We start from the raw sequence: 19,753 nt of genomic DNA, 5'->3' as shown, positions 1-19,753 counted from the left end.
GGGGGTTTCACTTTATCTACTCGTCTTCTGAAACGACATCTTTATAAATTTCTCCGTCTTTGTTTCAAATTCTACATCAACAAAAACACCATATTCTTTTCCATCTTCACGTAACCACAATTTAAATTTTTCAACAGTTATTTGAACTGTTTTGGGTTTTCTACCTATATGAAGATAGTCAATAATTTCTGCTTTTGGGTATTGTTCTTTCGTCTTTTCTACGGCTAGCTTACCCCATTTGGCATACGGCGGCTGCGCATGAACAATTGATGAGCCTGTATATATATTTGAACATGTTGTTAGGAACAGAATGACAAGTGCGACACGCTTTAACAATTTCTTCATGATGAACTCCTTTTATCTTTTTTGTATATTGTTTACATATTTTTTCAACGATATTAGTTTGGATTTTTTTGTCTTCTTTACATAAAAGCGAGGCTTTTACAAAACATAACCAAGAAATCATTTCCGTAATTAAGGAGGAAAAATTATGCGCCAAAAGGCTATTTTTAAAATAGCAGTTTTACTTGCGTTCATAGGGCTGTCTTTAATGGTCAGTAGTATACAACTAAAGAATGTAGAAGCTTTTTCTAATCAAGTCATTCAAAGAGGGGCATCTGGCGAAGATGTCATTGAACTGCAATCTCGTTTGAAATATAACGGATTTTATACGGGAAAAGTGGATGGTGTTTTCGGATGGGGTACATACTGGGCACTTCGGAATTTTCAAGAGAAATTCGGATTACCCGTTGATGGTTTAGCTGGAGCTAAAACGAAGCAAATGCTCGTGAAGGCAACGAAGTATGACAAGTCAACTGCTAATAAAGGGACGACAACGAATAAAGGAAATAGTGGTGGCACTGCACAGGAGAATAAACCACCTCAAAATAAAGGGACAAATGTTCCGAACGGTTATTCTCAAAATGATATTCAGCTTATGGCAAACGCAGTATACGGGGAATCACGTGGTGAACCGTATTTAGGACAAGTTGCAGTAGCTGCTGTTATTTTAAATCGTGTTACAAGTGCGTCGTTCCCAAATACTGTTTCAGGTGTAATCTTTGAGCCTAGAGCATTTACAGCGGTAGCCGATGGACAAATATATTTAACGCCAAATGAAACAGCAAAAAAAGCAGTTTTAGATGCGATTAACGGATGGGATCCAACAGGAAATGCTTTATATTATTTCAATCCAGATACTGCGACTAGTAAATGGATTTGGACTCGTCCACAAATTAAAAAAATCGGTAAACATATTTTCTGTAAATAGAGTGGAGGTGGGACAATGTTAAGAGGTATTATCATTGTATTATTAACAGTCGGTGTAGTAGGAACAGGATACTGGGGCTATAAAGAGCACCAAGAGAAAAATGCGGTTTTAATTCGAGCGGAAAATAGTTATCAACGTGCATTCCATGATTTAGCATACGAAGTCGATTTATTGCACGATAAAATTGGTACAACACTTGCGATGAATTCACGATCATCTTTATCACCTGCACTAGCGGATGTATGGCGTTTAACATCTGAAGCTCGCTCGGATGTAGGGCAACTTCCTTTAACATTAATGCCATTTAATAAAACGGAAGAATTTTTAGCGAATATCGGTGATTTTAGTTACCGTGCAGCCATTCGTGATTTAGAAAAAGAACCGTTAAATGAGCAAGAATATAAAACGTTGCAAACTTTATATTCAAATGCAGGAAATATACAAGATGAACTAAGAAAAGTACAACATCTTGTTTTGAAAAATAATTTACGCTGGATGGATGTAGAAATGGCACTTGCATCAAATCGCGATCCAGCAGATAACACAATTATTGATGGATTGAAAACTGTAGAGAAAAACGTAACATCATATTCTTCTACAAACTTCGGACCGACCTTTACAAGTGCGCAAAAAAATAAAAAAGGTGGATTTGAAGCGGAAGGAAAGGCAATTTCTAAAGATGAAGCGGCGAAAATTGCCAAATCGTTTTTGAATTTAAAAGGAAATGAAAAAGTAGATGTTGAGAAAAGCGGAAAAGGTGCGAAAGAATCCTTCTATAGTGTGAAAATTAAAGATGAAGCAACGAACAATGAGTTCTATATGGATATTACCGGAAAAGGCGGATATCCAATTTGGGTTATGAATAACCGCGAAATTAAAGAACAGAAAGTTAGTTTAAACGATGCAGGTAGTAAAGGTTTGAAATTTTTAAAGGACCATAAGTTTAATAATATGGAGCTTTATGATAGCTCTCAATATGATAATGTTGGTGTATTTACGTATGTAGTAAATGAAAATGGAGTACGAATTTATCCAGAAGCAATCCAAATGAAAATTGCTTTAGATGATGGTTCTATCGTTGGGTTCTCCGCAAAAGAATACTTAGCGTCACATCAAAAGCGAACAGTTCCATCGGCAAAGCTAACTGCAGCAGAAGCAAGAAAGAAAATCAATCCGGATGTAAAAGTTATGGAAGAACGTAAAGCTTTAGTAGTCAATGATTTGCATAATGAAGTACTTTGCTATGAATTTATAGGTACTTTAGGAAAAGATACGTATCAAATATTCATTAATGCTAATAGCGGGGCCGAGGAAAAGGTAAAGAAAATGCAAGCTGTTGAAAAAATTTATGATTAAACCTTAATAGTGAAGTGGTGAAAATAATGAAAACTCTAATATATATATTGATGCTTTGCTTCGTTATAACTGGATGCAGTATTGGAAAAAAAGACAATCCAAACGAAAAGTCGGAACAAAAAAATGTTTCAATGAAAAATGTTAATTATACGAATAAATCAAATAAGCCAAATGAAAAAGCAGCAGATCATTTAGCATCTTTAGCAGCAAGTTTGCCAGGTGTGAATGATGCAACAGCGGTCGTTTTTGGAAAATATGCTATTGTAGGTATAGACGTAAAAGCAAAACTTGATCGAACTCGTGTTGAATCAATTAAATACTCTGTTGCAGAAAGTTTAAAAAATGACCCTGACGGTGCTAATGCAGTCGTTGTAGCAGATGTTGATACGTATGAACGCCTAAAACAAATTGGAAAGCAAATTAAAAAAGGAAAAACAGGTGAAGGTATACTAGATGAATTAGCGGCTATTGTGGGCCGAGTAATGCCACAAGTTCCAAATGATATGATTGAAAATAGAGAAACGAATCCAATTAAAGATAATGATAAACAATTACCAAAAGATGAAGAACAAGAGTTAAGAAAAGAACAGGATGATCAATCAAATAATCATTTGAATAAATGAAATTAACCTCGTACTTAATTGTACGAGGTTTTTGAATGTAATATTAAATATTCAGTTTATTTTCAAGGGAATATATGGTTTAATTATGATGGGAGGGACAACTGTTATGATGAAAAAAAGCGCATGTATATTGTTTAGTTTATGCTTAGGTTTCAGTATGACAGCGTGTGAACAGAGAAAAGAAGTGAAAAATCAAACAGCAACTTCTTCTACTGTGATGGAAAGGCAACAGAAAGATTCTATTAATATAAATCATTTCTCGAACATAAATGAAGGAATGACTTATACAGAAGTGAAAGATTTAATTGGTTTTGAAGGGGATTTACTTATAGAAGAAGGGGTAGAACATTCTACACAAATTAAACAAATTTTTGCTTGGAAAGGAAACGATCCAAATTCATTTGTTGAAATTACCTTTTTAGATGGAAGAGTGCATTCAAAAGCACAGCAAGGTATAAGTTAATAAGCTAAAAAATGGGAGAGTTTAGCATGAACATACACACAGGGGAAATTCAATTAGTTCCGTATAAGGAGAAATATAAAGAAGTTATACAAACATTTACTTTACCAAGTGAACAAGTCCAGTTTACATCAGATCCAAGCGCATTACTGGAGAAAGCAAAAAGTGATCGTACAAAAAACGTGATTGTTATTTTAGATTACAACGGGTTACCTGTTGGTCTTTTCGCATTGCAAACAGGAGATAGAGTAAAGAAGTTCACTGATAATGAGGATGCTTTACTTTTAACATCATTTTCTATTAATCACAATAGACAAAGAAAAGGATACGCTAAAAATTCATTGTTATTATTAGAAGAGTTTGTAAAACGTTATTTTCCAATAAAAAATGAAGTTGTACTTGCTGTGAATGAAAGAAATATTCCTGCACAAAATTTATATGCAAAAGTCGGCTTCCAAGATAAAGGTTTTAGGAGAATGGGGCCAATTGGCCAACAAATAATAATGCATTTACCTATAATGGAATAACGAGATAAAAAACTTACTCTTGAATATTCATGTAGTAGGTTTTTTTATTTTAACAATATATAATATATGTATATAAAATGAAACAGAAATGAAGGATATAAAAAATGAATCAAGATAGAAAATGGTATATTGTTGGGGGAAGAGTGATTAAAACTGGGATTGCAGTTTTTCTTACAGTGTTAGTTTGTGATTTTTTTAACATCCCAACTTGGAGTTATAAAAATGATTTAAAAGATTATAAACCAAATCATTATCATCACCATTTTTCAAGTGAATCTATTATTTTATTTGAGGTATTATCTATTCATGATATGTTAGAAGAATTAAAATAAATATCCGAGAAATATGAGTGGGAAAACCGATTCAATTGATAAGTTCATTTTACTGTGGGGGGGATAATATGACACTTTATATTGCATTACTAAGAGGAATCAATGTCGGTGGCCATAAAGTAATCAAAATGGCTGATTTAAAACGAGTGTTTGAATCAATAGGGTTAAAACAAGTGAAAACATATATACAAAGTGGTAATATTGTGTTCGAATCTGAGGAAGGTATAAACTTTCTAAAGGACCGAATACAATCTGAAATAAAAAAAGAATTTGATTTCGATGTTCCAGTCATGCTAAGAACACATGATGAATTTATAAATATTATTAAACAATGTCCATATGAAGTTCATTCATTGTTAGAAGGAGAAAGTGTTCATATTGCTTTTTTAGCTAATGTACTTTCTGAAGAAGAGAGTAGTCAATTGCTTACATTTAAAAGTGAACTTGAAGATTGCTATATAGATGAGAAGGTCGTTTATTTATTTTTCAAAAATAGCATTCGAAATTCTAAATTAATGAACCAGTTTCAGAAGTTACATACACCAGCTACAGTTAGGAATTGGCGGACTGTGAATAAATTAAAAGCAATTGTAGAGAGTATGTAAATATAAAAAGATGAGGTTTTCTACATGTAGAAAACCTCATCTTTTTACTTATATTGTTTTGCAACTATGAGTTCGACAATAGGATAAATAAAGAATGAAGAGCAAATTGCGATGAACAGAGGGAGGTTTTTTACTCCATCTAAATTAGCTCCCATAGAAAATCCTTCGGAGAAGATTAATAAAAGGAACATTACAACTACAAGCACAAAATATGCGATTTTAAAGCTTTTATATGTAATTTGTTGTCCCATCTCATCTTGACTTTCTTCTGACACACCGCGGGGATCTCCCCATGTAATATGATTAAGGAGGTAGCTAAGTATTAAAGCGCTTGAGAAAATGGTTCCACCTAAAATTACACCTTCATTGATGTATTTATAGGTACCATGTATAAGGACTGCGACTAATGATAAAACGATTGTTATTAAAATGAATTTATTACGATTCATATTAGAACAACACCTCCACTATTGTAAAAAACTATTTACAACTATAGTATAAAATTTGGGAAGTTTTGTGTCAAATGTTTTTTACACGCAATGCGTAATTATGTAATATCTTGTTTTTGTAATGAGTAAAAAATTACAATACATTTGAATGTAAAAGAATGGGCTCGCATATATTTGGAAGGGATGTCAGATTAATTTAGGGGGTAGTTATGTCTATACTTTTAAAGGCTGGTGCAGATGCAGGAAACAACGGTTTGAAGTTAATGGTGAAAGGGCAAGACCCTATTTTTATTCCGAGTATTTATTCTTTATATATAGGTGAGCCTACAGGACTCTTAGATGAGGTAGATGTCTCATTATCTGAATTAGAAAACCACATTGATGTGACTATAAGTTCGCCATCGTTAATGTTAAATAATGTACGATACATCGTTGGAGAAAAAGTCATCCAAGATCAATTAAAAGGTACTGAGGTTGAGAAGAAATCGAATAAGTCGACTGATGAGTTAATGGTTATTACAATTCTATCAGGTTTAGCTGTAAGCGCTATGCGTCAAAGTCCAACTTCTAGTCATATTAATATTCGTTATGATTTATCTGTCGCTCTTCCTATGCAGCTTATTACACAAGAAATAGCTGCTGAAAATGCAAAACGTTATATGGGAAATCATAAGGTTATTTTCCATTATCCGAACGGACGTGATGTGACAATTAATGTTTCAATTGAGTATTGTAAATGCCTGCCTGAGGGTGCTTCTGGGACGTGGGGCATTGTATACGATGAAGAAGGAAATGTTGTGAAACATAAAATAGAATGTGAACAAAATAAAGTGTCAGAAATTGATTTTGTTGATAAAACACTATTATCTTTTGATATTGGCGCAGGGACGACAGAAGAAGTAGTATCACTAGGCGTAAACTTTAGACCACAACTAAGTAAGGGTTTATCGTATGGTGTGAAAGAAACGTTACTACAAATTATTACGAGATGGAACCGGAAGTATCCAACAAAGACAATTGATAGTATTACAGAGTTCAATCAAATTTATTTAAATGATAAACACCCTAGAAATGCATTATTAGTTGAGGAATCACAACCAGCATTATTAGGTTTAGCAGCGCGCGTTGCAACGGATATTATAAACAAAATTGATGATATGAAAGACGATCCATACGTGTTTATTTATGGCGGGGGTGCAGTAATTATTAAAAACAGTTTAAAAATGATTTTAAAGCAAAAAGGACGACTCAAAAATGTAATCTTTGTAGATAATCCGTTATTTACAAATGCACGAGGATTATTAGTATATACTTGTTCACCAAAATATAGAGAGCATAAGCAAAAAGAGTTAGGATTTACAAACTTAACGATAAGTTAGTTGGTGGAAGTATGCGATCTAGGCGATATAAACGTGGTGATCGAGTAAAAATCAATATTCATAAATCGGTATCACCTGAAATGCTTGCGTGGCTGAATAAACAATCAAATCCAACTACTTTCTTCTTTTTTGCTGCACAGCAACTATTTAAACAAGTAGGAGATATTGACGTTTCAAAAGCTTTACCAAACAGCCATGTTTTCTCATTATATGTGGAGCCTTCATCCTTATTAAAAGTCGAAGTAAACCCTTTTAAAAACATGACACTAGACACAAATACATCCACCGAAAATGCAAAAAAAAAATTATGGGAATCTGTTGATCAATTAGATTGTCCATTTTTTTAAACATAGAAAAGTATAAAAAGTCCCCATCACTATACATACGAATACAGTGATGGGTTTTTGTTTGTAACTAGAAGGAGGCACAATACAATTTGTGCCCCTTCCATTAGTTATTTATCTAAATTTTAGATGTATGTTTAGAAACAGCATTAATTATGCTTTCCCAGTCATCTGGATGGTTTTCATGGCCTGCTCCTTTAAGAGTTAATAGTACTGAGTTTGGAATTTCACCAATTAGTGCGAGGCCATGTTCAAATGGGAGTGCTGTATCGTCTGTTCCGTGAATAACTAATGTAGGTGCTTGTATGGATTGAAGTACACCTTCATATGCATCATCACCTTGAAGTAAAGCGTGATTAAACATACTTAATAAATTGTTTGCGCGTTCTATTTCTTGTTTTACTTGTTTATAAACTCTATTTTCATCAAATATTCGTTCTGATCCACATAATAGACGAGATCCTGAAACTAAATACTCTGCCACATCATTTTTATTTGCCCAATCTATACTTGTGCCATTTACATGATGTGTTAAAATTCTTTCATCCATTGGAGGTAAATCGCGAGTATTGTCATCAGATCCTATTACACTAGTCGCTAGTAAAGTTAGCGTCAAAATTCTTTCGGGATGTTTTACAGCGGCAATTTGAGCAATCATACCACCTAATGACATACCAAATAGGTGAGCTTTATCAATATGATAAGCATCTAGTACTCCAATTGCATCTTCAGCCATATCTGTTACTGTATAATTGGAAGTTCTAGGTTCATAGGCAACAGAGCGTCCAACATCACGGTTATCAAAGCGAATAACAAACTTCCCCGTACTAGCCAACAGCTCACAAAACTCTTCGTCCCAATAAACCATGGAACATGTAGCGCCCATAATTAATAAAATAGCAGGGTTCTTAGGGTTTCCAAAGCTTTCTGTACATATATCAATTCCATTTATTTTAAATATCTTTTCACTCATATAGTTAGCCCCATTTCTTTTGAATTTAATTAATAAAACAGTTTTGGATGATTCTAAGATGTGTGTAAGATTCGTATTGTAATTCATCCCGCTATTTGCCATTTGCCGGGCGGTAAGAGTCTCATCTCAAAATTCAGGGAAAGTAAAGAAGTTGGGAGGGGACCAACTTCCTGAAAAAGACCGATTGACGAGGGTTGATTAAAGTTTCACTTTATAATGCTTCTTACATAATTACCCCCAAAAATAATTATATGTTAATTCAAGACAAAAAATTTTGAGAAATAATTGTATGTTATTAAAATAAACAGCAAGGAGGAGAGGAAAGGAAATGAAAGCAATTGTTATTGATCAATATGGCAGTGTTGAAGAATTAAAAGAAAGACAAGTTTTAAAACCGATTGTTAAGAATAACGAAAAAGCTCAACAATAAATAATATCCCATACTATACATTTTCATTTTCGGGTATTATTTATTGTTGGCTAATGTGAGATTGCTTCTAACAAATACTTTTTCGTATTGTATCATGTAATTTCTCTAATCCAATTTCCATATCTTTCTCGTTTAACATTGAATAGCTAATTCTTAATTGGTTATCATTTGTTTCGTAATTTAATAGACAAGCTGTTCTTGGTAAAAAAGAGACATCTACTTCATTTGCTTTTTGTAATAAGGTAAAGGGATCTATCGAATCAGGCAGTGTCACCCATAAATTAAAACCTCCATTTGGTATTTCAAAGTTTAGTTCTTTTAATGGCGATAATATATTAATTGTTAAATCACGTCTCATTTGTAAAGCTGTACGTAATTTTTCTAAATGGTTTTTCATACGTTCCGCACGTAAAAACGGCAGAAGTGCCTTTTGTGTTAATAAGGGACTACCGATATCCATTGAACCTTTCACTGCATATAGCCATTCAAAAATAGGACCATCGGCAATAAGTGCTGCGATACGCAGTCCTGGTGCTAACGTTTTACTAAATCCTTTTATATATATTACGTGGCCATCTTTATCAAAACTTTTGATTGGAGGCGGGACTATAGCATCCTCAAAATATATTTCCCCGAAAGAATCATCTTCAATGATAAAAAATTGATATAACTCCGCTAGTTCAATAAGTTCCACTCTTCGTTCTTTACTCATTACTGTACCTGTCGGGTTTTGGAAGGTTGGATTCGTATACAATAAAACGGGATTTTTACTTTGACAAATATCATCAATTAAGTCGGCGCGAACTCCATGATTATCAAGAGAAACGGGAATGATTTGAACACTTTTATTGATGAAAACATCAAGCGCAGCACTGTAACACGGACTTTCTACTAATACAATATCTCCAGGTTTTAATAATGTTTGAGCAATTAAATCAATTCCTTGTTGTGCTCCGCTTGTAATTAATAATTGAGATGGGTCTGTCACTAATTTCTGGTGTTCATGTAAGTAATTTGCTATTTCAACTCGCAGTTCATAATCGCCTTGAACTGGCCCGTAAGTTGCTAACAACATTGGATTTTTATCCAGCAATTTATGCATTTCGTCTGCCAAAAATGGATTTGGTAATAGACGAGGATACAGAATTGCTTGTGAAAAATCATAATATTTACGGTGTTTATTCATTGCATATTGAGAACGCATAACATTAATCGTTTTCGTTTGTTGCCATTTATACGGAATTGGTTTGAAATCTTTCTTTACCCGTTTATATATGTAAGCACCTTTTCCTTGTTCGATGCGTATATACCCTTTGGTTTCTAATTGTTTATACGCTTTGCGAACTGTTAATACATTGATTTGTAAATCTGTGGCCATACAACGTAAAGAAGGAAGAGATTCACCATGTGAAAGCATACCACTTTGTATTCTGTCAACAATTTGCATATATATTTGCTTGTAATACGGTATGTTTGTTTCTTTACGCAATACAATTTTCATAGGTTCACCTATTTTTCTTTTTAACTTAATTAAAGCGAAAAATATATAGGGAATCAACTACAACTTGAAGTAACTGTTATATGTACCGATACACTGTTATACACCATACCCTCTATACTCATTTTAAGAGTAAAAAGGAGGAAGCAAAATGGTCATTTTTAATTACATTTTAGTATGTATTATTTTCGGGACAACATTTTTAACGATAAAAATTGGAATTGAAGCAGGGGCGCCACCGTTGTTTTCAGCAGGAATTCGCTTCTTTTTAGCAGGCATAATCCTTATGATTATTTTTAAATTCAAGCGAAAAGAAATTATGCCACATATATTTTCAAAACGCATTATGTATGCTGGATTTTGTTTAACATTCATGACATTCGCAAGTTTATATTGGTCAGAACAGTATATTTCTTCAGGATTAGCTGCTGTTCTTTCTGCTACGGGACCAATGATGATCTTGTTAATACAAGCAAAGAGGAATAGGGAGAAGCTACAAAAGGAACAACTCGTTGCTTTAGTTATTGCACTAATAGGTGTTATATTTGTTTCTTTACCAGGAATGCATCAACAAGTAAGTTTCATATGGAGTATTGCTTGTATTGTTTTAGTTATAGGGGAGTTATTTTACGGAATAGGCTCTATTCGTTCGAAAGAAATACTTTCAGATTTATCAAATGTATCACCATTTCTTATTAACGGTATTCAAATGTTTTATGGAGGGATTTTACTATTAATCGCATCTATTATTGTAGAACAACCCAATGTAACCGTATTAACTTCATGGAGTGTGCAATGGCCTATTTTATATCTCATATTTATCGGATCGATTGGTGGCCACGGATTATATTACTGGCTCTTATCAAAAACAAATCCAGTATTTCCATCGACGTGGTTATATGTATCACCATTGATTGCAATAATTGTGGGATATATCATTTTAGGAGAACCTTTAAATCCTACAATGGGAATGGGGGCTTGTCTTATATTGATTGGTGTATTTTTGGCCAATCGTTCAACACTACGGACTTATTTCAAAAAAGGGCGGTTATTAGAGAAGGAGATGTAGTTTAATAAAGCAACAGCCCTGTATATTAATTACAGAACTGATAAAATAAAAAACACAGTTGGAAAAATAACCAACTGTGTTTTTTATAATTAATTCACTTTTTTAATAAAGCCTTTATAATGACGTTTTACAAGCTGGCTTTCTAACGTCTTCATAGTTTCTAGTGCTACACCGACAATGATAAGTAAGCTTGTACCACCAATTTGAGCAGAAGGTGGTAACGTAGCAATTTTCGTAAATACGAGCGGTAATATAGAAATAGCACCTAAGAAAATTGCACCGATAAATGTTAAACGGTATAGAATTTTAGTTACATATTGTTCAGTTGCTTTACCAGGACGAATACCAGGAACATATCCATTTTGCTTTTTCAAATTCTCAGCCATTTGTTCAGGATTTACTTGAATAAATGCGTAGAAGTATGTGAAAGCAACAATAAGACCGACATAAAGTGTCATTCCAATTGGATGTGCGAAATCAAGATTTGCAACTAACCATTTTGATACGCTTGAATCAGGGAAGAGCTGCGCAATTGTACGCGGCGTCATTAAAAATGCAGAAGCAAAGATAACTGGTATAACACCAGCACTATTTACTTTAAGCGGTAAATGAGTGTTTTTTGCTCCTTGATATTGATTGTTTCCTGAAACAGCTTTTGCATATTGGATCGGTATTTTACGTACAGCTTGTTGAATGTAAATAACACCAACAACTATCGCTAAAATTACGAGTCCAATTAAAACAATTTTTATTATGTGCATAAATAGCTGATCGCCAGCATTTTGGAATTGTTGTAAATAAATTTGATTTGCAACATTTGGAATGGCGGCAACGAGACCTGCGAAGATAATCATCGAAATACCATTACCAACTCCGTTAGCGGTAATTTGTTCGCCTAACCAAAGTAAAAATGCAGTACCTGCAGTTAAAACTGTCGCAATAAATAAGTATGTAGTCCAGCTTTGATCTGTTATTAATTGTCCACCTGCTATATTATTAAAGCCATAAGACATTCCGATGGCCTGTATGAATGCGAGAATGATTGTAAAGTATCGAGTGAATTGAGCTGATTTCTTACGGCCCATTTCTCCTTGCTTTGCCCATTCCGAAAATTTAGGTATAACATCCATTTGTAGTAACTGTACTATGATGGAAGCTGTAATATATGGTGTAATACCTACAGCAAAGATTGAGAAGTGTTGCAATGCTCCTCCGCCAAATACGTTTAACATACCTAGAACGTTAGCTTGATCTTGTACTTTTAATACCTCTGCGTTAGTATGAGGAACTGGAATAAACGTGCCAATTCGAAAAACGATTAACATCGCTAGTGTAAAAAGGATTTTCCTTCTTATCTCAGCTACTCTCATGAAATTTGAAATCGTACGAAACATTATGTCGCCTCCTATATTTTTATCAGTAAAAAACTGATTATTATACCCTATGAAGTAACCACAAACCTCCTTCCGCACTAAATTCATTTGACAAATGGATTTTCATACACTTTGTAGTTTTCACGGATATAAAAATATAAGGTGTTATATAAGCGACCTATACACTTCACGTAATCATTCAATACCCATAATATATCGAATAAATTAACAAATGTACATACATACGCATTAAAAATGAATAAATAGGGTCATTTTTTACATTTATTTAATGATAAATTGATAGGACATTATTATTCAAGATTGTTATACATGTTATAAAAATAAAGGTGAGCCATTATGATTTATAACTAATATTCATTCAAATGTGTCAGCTAATAGTGTCTCCCAATCTTTCAAGGATAATTTATCATTTATATGTTTTAGTGCGTTAGGTACAAAAATATGACAAATAAGTTCTAAGCTATTACCATCTGGATCAATAAAATAAACAGATGCATTACCTTGATGTGGACGGACAAATGGTTCAATAGATTCATTACTCCCAAACGGAACAGCTTTAATTTGAAGTGAGTGTAACCAATGTAATGATTCTTTTAAATCCTCATAGGAAACTCTAAATGCAATATGACGTAAAGAAGGATGATATTTTGTTTCGTATTCAGAGCCCGCCCATAATCCTAGCCAACTTTTCCCATCCTCAATCCAAAAGAATGCTGTTGATTCATCGCTCCAGGCTAACTTCAACCCTAGTTTTTCATAAAATTCGATAGATTGTTGTAAATTACTCACTGGTAAATGCGCTTCGTATATTCCTTTAATCAATTAAAATCCTCCACCTTTTTATTTTCTTACAATTAATATATCGATTTAAAAAGAATGTAAAATCAAATAAAAGTATGAAAGTACATACTACTTTAGTAGTAATAGTAATCAATTATATTTCAATTCAAATTCATCTCCCGCTGATTAAAGTTTCACTTTATATGATTAGAGAATTCTTTTTATTTAAGAAGGAATAAATGTTAAAGAAAGCTAATTAAACAGTGTACATATTTATAGGGGAGAAGATATAAATGAAAGTTGTTATAAAAAAATTACCACCATTAGAAGTAGCGTATATAAGACGAACTGGTAGCTACTTTGAACCGCAAGATCACTGGGGAAAGTTACTGAATTGGTCAATTGAAAATAAACTGTATCCACCAGAGCAATCATTTATCGGAATATCATTGGATAATCCTGAACTTGTTGCAAGTCATAAGTGCCGGCATGATGCATGTGTTACGATTCCTGAAAACTTCGATAAAGAAAAGCATCATGATGTGCAATTTAAAAGATTAGATGGAGGTACATATGGTCTATACCAGTTCTATGATGAACCTCATAAATTAAGTGAAGCGTATCAATACATGTATGCAGAGTGGCTACCAAATAGTGAGTATGATGCAGATTATGATAGAGATAATTTAGAGTTTTGCTTAAATAATGTTGCTGAAGATCTAGACGGAAAGTTAAAGGTTAATTTATTTGTGCCAATTAAAAAGATATAAAAAACAAATAATTTCATTTGTAGCTTTAAAATGAAATTGGAATAGTAGTGAAAGAAAAACTTTTTTTGAAGATAATATTTCTAGCGTAGGAATTTAAGTATGTAGGTTGCAATGAAGGAGAATCCACATGGATACATTTGTAAATGACAAGTTTTATGAAACGAGAGATCAATTAGTTGAGGAAATTAATTTGTTGAGTGATGCTCAATTTAATAGGAAACCAGATAAGGATAAATGGAGTATTGCACAAGTTTGTCATCATTTAGTTTTATTAGATGAGAGAGTTATAACAGTTATTTCATCAGGATTAAAAAAGTTAGATAGTACCCAAAATGAGCGTAAAGAAATTCACACTATTTTATTAGATAGAACGAAAAAGTTTATAGCTCCAGAAATGATTGAACCAAGTATAGAACCATTTGAAGTGGAGCAAATGCTCAATATGCTAAACGAATCGAGAAAAGAATTGATGCGTTTCCTGAGTACAATAGAAGATGAGTCTATATTAGCAAAAAAAGCAGTGATGCATCCAGCTCTTGGAGAATTATCCCTTGATCAGTGGATAGAACTGATTTATTTACATGAACAGCGTCATATTTCACAAATAAAAGAGATAAAATTGCTTTGTGAAATTGAAAAGTAAAAATCATTCCCTATTTATTGATGCGTATTATAAACAGGGAAAACGGTTGATTCATATTGATTCAGAAGAAAACAAAAATAGAATGAAATTAGTTGAAAGTAACCAATAAGCTTAAGAAAATATGAAACTATCCGATTTTCTGTATAAGTGTAACCCTGTCTTAAATGAAGAGCGGGGTTATTTTTTTGGAAGTATTTTCATTGAGAAGGAAATACTTCGACAATGAAATTCAAAAAATAATCATCATAACATATTTTATATGCGAATTTTAGTAAATTGAAATAATGATTTTATGATGATGAATGATATGTCCTTATTTTGAAAGTACTCTTCACACGCTTAAGGAAGGGGTATTCTGTCAGGGGATGTATGCAATTTATTCTCTTTATTTTTGCAACAGAACCCCCTTCAAAATTATCTTTTGTAGTTGAAGTTTCCTGAATAATAAGTTACATTTTTAAAGTTCAAGCAACTTTATGAAAGTACAAAAAGGGGAGAAATATTATTATTATGCAAAAAATGAAATGGAAGAACTATGTATGTTACTTTGTAATTCTATTACTGCTTGGAACAGCAGTAATAGTCAAACCACCTATCTCTAAGGCTGAGGAATCTGAAGTTAATATTACATTGTTAGGTACTGCAGATATTCATGGTAGATTTATGCCTTGGGATTATGCGCTTGATGGAGCAAATATGAGTGGAAGTTTGACGCAGCTTTATACGGTTATAAAGAAGGTCCGTCAAGAAAATCCAAATACCATATTAGTAGATGCTGGGGATACAATTCAAGGAAACTCAGTAGAATTATTCAACGATAAACCACAATCGCCAATGATGGTAGCGATGAATACAATGGGATATGACGCCTGGGCATTTGGAAATCATGAATTCAATTTTGGATTAGATACATTGAAAAAAGTTAGTGAGCAATATAAGGGAAAAACGTTAGCGGGAAATATTTATAAGGAAAATGGAGAGCGCTTTCTTCCTGCATATACAATTGTAGAAAAAGGTGGAATTAAAGTTGGGATTATTGGTATGAATACACCAATGATTAGTGATTTTGAAAAAGGGACAGATCACTTAGATGGTTTAGTGGTGAAAAATCCGGTAGAAGAGACGAAAAAGGCAATTAAGGAATTAGAAGGTAAAGTAGATGTAATGGTAGGAGTTATGCATATGGGATTAGAAAATGAGAATGGTATCCCTGGTACTGGTGTTCAAGATATTGCAAATGCTTGTCCGGAATTAAGCGCTATTTTTGCAGCTCATATGCATAAACTTGTAAAAAAAGAAGTTGTAAATGGCGTAATTATTACGGAACCAGATAAATATGGAACACATATTTCACGTATTGACCTTACTTTTACAAAGCAAGATGGGAAATTGGTTTTAAAAGATAAAACCGCTACCGCTATACCTGTAAAAAATGCTGATGGAACAACGATATTATCTGATCCTACACTTGAAGAAACATTAACACCTTTTCACGAATATGCGAGAGGAGATGCAAATGTTGTAGTCGCTCAATTAAAGGGTAGAAATCTTGTTCCTGAAAATGAAATAAAGGGTATTCCAAGTGTTCAGATTCAAGAAACACCTTTATCAGATTTCTTTCATGAAGTCATGCTCTACTACAGTAAAGCAGGTGTAGTAGCCCATCAAATTGATAATGATTATACCCGTTTAGATACAGGTCCTATTAAGAAAAAGGATATTGCGTACAATTACCAATATGCCTTGGGAGAAATTACAGTATATAAGATTTCTGGAAAAGATTTAAAAGACTATATGGAATGGGCAGCAGGATATTTTAACTCATCTCGTGTCGGAGATGTAACCGTTAGTTTTGATAAAACCCGCCGTGCATCTAAATACAGTACGAACGATTTCTTTGGAGGAGTAAAATACGAAATTGACTTAACAAAACCATACGGAAGCAGAATTACAAATTTACGCTCTATTCGTACAAACAAACCAATCAAAATGAGCGATGTTATGACGCTGGGAATGAATGCATATAGAATGGAGGCTCTTCAGGCAAAAGGAGGAGCTTTAGAGGGGCGTAAGTTTGAACAAATTTGGTCATCTAAACAAGAGAATGCATTTGGAGAAACAGGTGGAACCATTCGTAACCTTGCTATTACATATTTAAAAGAGGTAAAGAATGGTGTATACACGCCAGAAGTTATGCGTAATTGGAAAATTACTGGTGTAGATTTACATTCTTCAGAGCATAAGGCTGTAGTTGATCTCGTGAATAAAGGGATTTTAGAAATTCCAAAAACAGAAGACGGAAAATACACAAATATAGCATCTATAAATACGAGAGACTCAATTTCAAAAGAAGAGATTGTAGCACTCTCACAAAAAGTAAATATTAGTCCAAATGAGTTTATTCATGCAAAGACAAAAGGTGAATTTTACAAAAAACTTAGTAGGATTACTAAAAAAATATAAATTAAAAGGTTTCTTATAGTAATTGTTATTTTAATAGCATGAAACCCACTCTTACAGTAGTAAAGAGTGGGTTTTTATGTTGTTATTTAGATTTAAGTATACTTTTATTAGAATGAATATAGATAATTAATAACTAACCAATTGGATGAGCGCCTATAAGGACTCTCTTTTATTCAAATTAATGTTCATATGTGTTCCATTCATTATTTATAATATTGACCACAATTTATGTAATTTTGCATAATGTTACATAAATTGTGTATTTTCTCTTTTTTCCGACAGAAATAGACAGTATACTTTGTACAAGCTTTCTATTTCAAAAATTATACGAGGTGAAATAATGAAAAACAAAAAGACATTAACTAAGGTAGCATTAACAACAGGATTGGCTTTAACAGCTGTGGCACCATATGGGGTAGGTCATGCAGAGGAAACAGATCAACTACAAGTTCAAATTCAGGAGGAATCGTTCCGTTCGGGTGAACTTACACAGCCGTCACAAAAGGCACCAGAAAATGTAGTAAAGGATGCACTTAAGGAGAAAACAGAACAAGCTCTGTCCCAAAAACAAGTCAATGGAGAAACTGGAGTAGATTATAAAGTCCTTCAAAAACGTGGTTCGTATGATGGAACTACACTTGTGCGTATGCAGCAAACATACGAAGGAAAAGAAGTATATGGCCATCAATTAACTGCGCACGTAGATAATAAGGGTGTTATTAAAAGTGTTTCAGGTGATAGCGCGCAAAATCTAAAACAAGAAGAATTGAAAAAACCTATTAATCTATCAAAAGATGAAGCAAAACAATTTATTTATACGAAGTACGGGAACGATATCAAGTTTATTTCTGAGCCAGAAGTTAAAGAGGTTATTTTTGTTGATGAAAATAATGGACAAGCTAAAAATGCATACCAAGTTACGTTTGAAGCTGCAACACCAAACTATATTTCTGGTACTTATTTAGTAAATGCACAAAATGGTGATATGTTAAAAAATATGGTACAAGAATCTAACTTAAAAGCCAGTGACAAACTAGTTGGCGCTTTAAAGAAAAGTAAACAAAGCAGTCTTACATCATTAACTGGAACAGGAAAAGATGATTTAGGTATTTCTCGTTCATTTGGTATCTCTAAACAAAGTAATGGCAAATATGCTCTTGCTGATTATACAAGAGGGCAAGGCATTGAAACATATGATGTGAATTACAGAGATATTACTAAAGAAGAAAGCTATTATCCTGGTACATTAGCGACTAGTACTTCGGCAACATTTAACGATCCAAAAGCAGTAAGTGCTCATTACTTAGCAACAAAAGTATTTGATTTTTATAAAGATAAATACAAGCGTAATAGCTTTGATAATAAAGGACAAAAAGTAGTTTCAGTTGTACACGCTTGGGATTCTGAAGAGACGAATGATCCGAAAAATTGGCAGAATGCATTAAGTGCTAATAATGGAAGTATGCTTGTATATGGCGATCCTATTGTTAAAGCATATGACGTAGCTGGACATGAATTTACACATGCTGTTACTTCTAGCGAATCTAATCTTGAATATTTCGGGGAATCTGGTGCGATTAATGAGGCGCTATCTGATATTATGGGAACATCTATTGAGAAATACGTAAATAATGGAAACTTTAACTGGACAATGGGAGAACAAACGGGATCTATTTTCCGTGATATGGAAAACCCAGCTTCTGTTCCATCTTCACTAGGAGTACCTTATCCAGATGATTACAGTGAATTTAACGATTTTAATGGATGGGATCAAGGCGGTGTTCATTTTAATTCAAGTATTATTAATAAAGTTGCGTATCTCATTGCAAAAGGCGGAACTCATAACGGAGTAACTGTTAAAGGAATTGGTGAAGATAAAATGTTTGATATTTTCTATTATGCAAATACAGATGAGTTAAACATGACTTCTAATTTCAAAGAATTGAGATCAGCATGTATTCGAGTGGCAACTAATAAATATGGTGCAAATACAGCTGAAGTTCAAGCAGTTCAAAAAGCATTTGATGCAGCAAAAATTAAGTAATTTAGAAATATAGTTCTCATTCGTATATTAAAACATTATGAAAAACAGCTAATATCATTTTAAGGATATTAGCTGTTTTTTACGTAGCAATGTATTGTTGAAAATAAACTGACTAAGCAATAATGAGGCGCTTTACCTTTAAGAAGTAGCGACATATAAATAAGGTTTAAAGTGTATAAAAACAGAAAATTAATAATATATTGACCTCTTGATAGAAAGTCTATAAAATGAAAGCGATAACAAACGATTGCTTTAAAATGATTTCCCTGATCTTTTAGTATTTACAAATATATGAAGGTATAAACAAATCTATTTTTTTAACCATTAATGCAAACGCTTTCGTA

At 33.1% G+C, this 19,753-nt stretch carries 20 protein-coding genes; 14 read left to right on the top strand and 6 right to left on the bottom strand.

The genetic code is table 11. The features are described from left to right. Positions 1-12: 12 nt before the first annotated feature. Positions 13-345 (bottom strand): DUF3889 domain-containing protein, encoded by a 333-nt coding sequence (locus tag MR143_RS10570; RefSeq protein WP_000734902.1) that lies wholly within the window; start codon positions 343-345, stop codon positions 13-15. 145 nt (positions 346-490) lie between these two features. Between MR143_RS10570 and sleB the strand changes: the two genes are divergently transcribed. The 7 genes from sleB (at position 491) to MR143_RS10535 (ending at position 5,173) form a co-directional block, all read left to right on the top strand. After that, positions 491-1,270, top strand: a complete 780-nt coding sequence (sleB, locus tag MR143_RS10565) for a spore cortex-lytic enzyme (RefSeq protein ID WP_001249053.1) — start codon at positions 491-493, stop codon at positions 1,268-1,270. 15 nt (positions 1,271-1,285) lie between these two features. After that, entirely contained in the window at positions 1,286-2,626 is a 1,341-nt protein-coding gene (gene ypeB, locus MR143_RS10560) for a germination protein YpeB (RefSeq protein WP_000943726.1), read from the top strand. A gap of 26 nt (positions 2,627-2,652) precedes the next feature. Further along, positions 2,653-3,249, top strand: a complete 597-nt coding sequence (locus tag MR143_RS10555; protein ID WP_000854058.1) for a YhcN/YlaJ family sporulation lipoprotein — start codon at positions 2,653-2,655, stop codon at positions 3,247-3,249. A 106-nt stretch (positions 3,250-3,355) separates the two neighbouring features. Further along, on the top strand, positions 3,356-3,712 hold the full coding sequence (locus MR143_RS10550) for a hypothetical protein (RefSeq protein WP_000976443.1): 357 nt from the start codon (positions 3,356-3,358) through the stop codon (positions 3,710-3,712). 11 nt (positions 3,713-3,723) lie between these two features. Continuing rightward, complete coding sequence (locus MR143_RS10545; protein ID WP_003301495.1) at positions 3,724-4,236, top strand: GNAT family N-acetyltransferase; 513 nt, start codon at positions 3,724-3,726, stop codon at positions 4,234-4,236. A gap of 104 nt (positions 4,237-4,340) precedes the next feature. Continuing rightward, the gene (locus tag MR143_RS33155) at positions 4,341-4,568 is read left to right on the top strand and encodes an aromatic acid exporter family protein (protein WP_308218764.1); all 228 of its coding nucleotides are present in this window, start codon (positions 4,341-4,343) and stop codon (positions 4,566-4,568) included. A 68-nt stretch (positions 4,569-4,636) separates the two neighbouring features. Beyond that, positions 4,637-5,173 carry a DUF1697 domain-containing protein gene (locus tag MR143_RS10535; protein ID WP_000177389.1) on the top strand — a complete coding sequence of 179 codons (537 nt, stop codon included), beginning with the start codon at positions 4,637-4,639 and terminating at the stop codon, positions 5,171-5,173. 44 nt (positions 5,174-5,217) lie between these two features. On the opposite strand, the gene MR143_RS10530 is transcribed toward MR143_RS10535, so the two are convergent. Then, positions 5,218-5,622 carry a hypothetical protein gene (locus tag MR143_RS10530; RefSeq protein ID WP_001081360.1) on the bottom strand — a complete coding sequence of 135 codons (405 nt, stop codon included), beginning with the start codon at positions 5,620-5,622 and terminating at the stop codon, positions 5,218-5,220. Positions 5,623-5,831: 209 nt separating this feature from the next. Here MR143_RS10530 and MR143_RS10525 point away from each other — a divergent pair, with 209 nt between their 5' ends. Both MR143_RS10525 and MR143_RS10520 read left to right on the top strand, forming a co-directional pair. Continuing rightward, positions 5,832-7,001, top strand: a complete 1,170-nt coding sequence (locus MR143_RS10525) for a ParM/StbA family protein (protein WP_000025621.1) — start codon at positions 5,832-5,834, stop codon at positions 6,999-7,001. 11 nt (positions 7,002-7,012) lie between these two features. Next, positions 7,013-7,348: a hypothetical protein gene (locus MR143_RS10520; protein ID WP_001257767.1), complete on the top strand. Its 336-nt coding sequence runs from the start codon at positions 7,013-7,015 to the stop codon at positions 7,346-7,348. Between the two features lie 115 nt (positions 7,349-7,463). Here MR143_RS10520 and mle read toward each other — a convergent pair whose 3' ends face one another. Together mle and pdxR are read right to left on the bottom strand one after the other, a co-directional pair. Beyond that, on the bottom strand, positions 7,464-8,318 hold the full coding sequence (mle, locus tag MR143_RS10515) for a BCA family alpha/beta fold macrolide esterase (RefSeq protein ID WP_001290771.1): 855 nt from the start codon (positions 8,316-8,318) through the stop codon (positions 7,464-7,466). A 497-nt stretch (positions 8,319-8,815) separates the two neighbouring features. Further along, on the bottom strand, positions 8,816-10,249 hold the full coding sequence (gene pdxR / locus MR143_RS10510) for a MocR-like pyridoxine biosynthesis transcription factor PdxR (RefSeq protein ID WP_242280733.1): 1,434 nt from the start codon (positions 10,247-10,249) through the stop codon (positions 8,816-8,818). Between the two features lie 148 nt (positions 10,250-10,397). On the opposite strand from pdxR, the gene MR143_RS10505 reads away from it, so the two are divergent. After that, the gene (locus tag MR143_RS10505) at positions 10,398-11,315 is read left to right on the top strand and encodes a DMT family transporter (protein ID WP_000234327.1); all 918 of its coding nucleotides are present in this window, start codon (positions 10,398-10,400) and stop codon (positions 11,313-11,315) included. A gap of 89 nt (positions 11,316-11,404) precedes the next feature. Here the strand turns inward: MR143_RS10505 and secY are convergent, their stop codons facing one another. Beyond that, positions 11,405-12,709 (bottom strand): preprotein translocase subunit SecY, encoded by a 1,305-nt coding sequence (gene secY / locus MR143_RS10500; protein WP_000490135.1) that lies wholly within the window; start codon positions 12,707-12,709, stop codon positions 11,405-11,407. Positions 12,710-13,063: 354 nt separating this feature from the next. Then, complete coding sequence (locus MR143_RS10495) at positions 13,064-13,531, bottom strand: VOC family protein (RefSeq protein ID WP_097987264.1); 468 nt, start codon at positions 13,529-13,531, stop codon at positions 13,064-13,066. Between the two features lie 251 nt (positions 13,532-13,782). On the opposite strand from MR143_RS10495, the gene MR143_RS10490 reads away from it, so the two are divergent. The 4 genes from MR143_RS10490 (at position 13,783) to MR143_RS10475 (ending at position 19,409) form a co-directional block, all read left to right on the top strand. Continuing rightward, positions 13,783-14,259 carry an AraC family transcriptional regulator gene (locus MR143_RS10490; RefSeq protein WP_000869610.1) on the top strand — a complete coding sequence of 159 codons (477 nt, stop codon included), beginning with the start codon at positions 13,783-13,785 and terminating at the stop codon, positions 14,257-14,259. A 127-nt stretch (positions 14,260-14,386) separates the two neighbouring features. Next, a complete protein-coding gene (locus MR143_RS10485) occupies positions 14,387-14,902 on the top strand; it encodes a DinB family protein (RefSeq protein ID WP_000379370.1) in 516 nt (171 codons plus the stop codon). 510 nt (positions 14,903-15,412) lie between these two features. After that, positions 15,413-17,365, top strand: a complete 1,953-nt coding sequence (locus MR143_RS10480; RefSeq protein ID WP_242280732.1) for a bifunctional metallophosphatase/5'-nucleotidase — start codon at positions 15,413-15,415, stop codon at positions 17,363-17,365. Between the two features lie 340 nt (positions 17,366-17,705). Next, positions 17,706-19,409: a M4 family metallopeptidase gene (locus MR143_RS10475; RefSeq protein WP_000791456.1), complete on the top strand. Its 1,704-nt coding sequence runs from the start codon at positions 17,706-17,708 to the stop codon at positions 19,407-19,409. The last annotated feature ends 344 nt before the right edge of the window (positions 19,410-19,753 follow it).

The sequence above is a fragment of the Bacillus cereus group sp. BfR-BA-01347 genome (assembly GCF_022663835.1).
GTDB classification, from domain to species: domain Bacteria; phylum Bacillota; class Bacilli; order Bacillales; family Bacillaceae_G; genus Bacillus_A; species Bacillus_A thuringiensis_K.
This window is presented reverse-complemented; position numbering and strand designations above follow the sequence as displayed.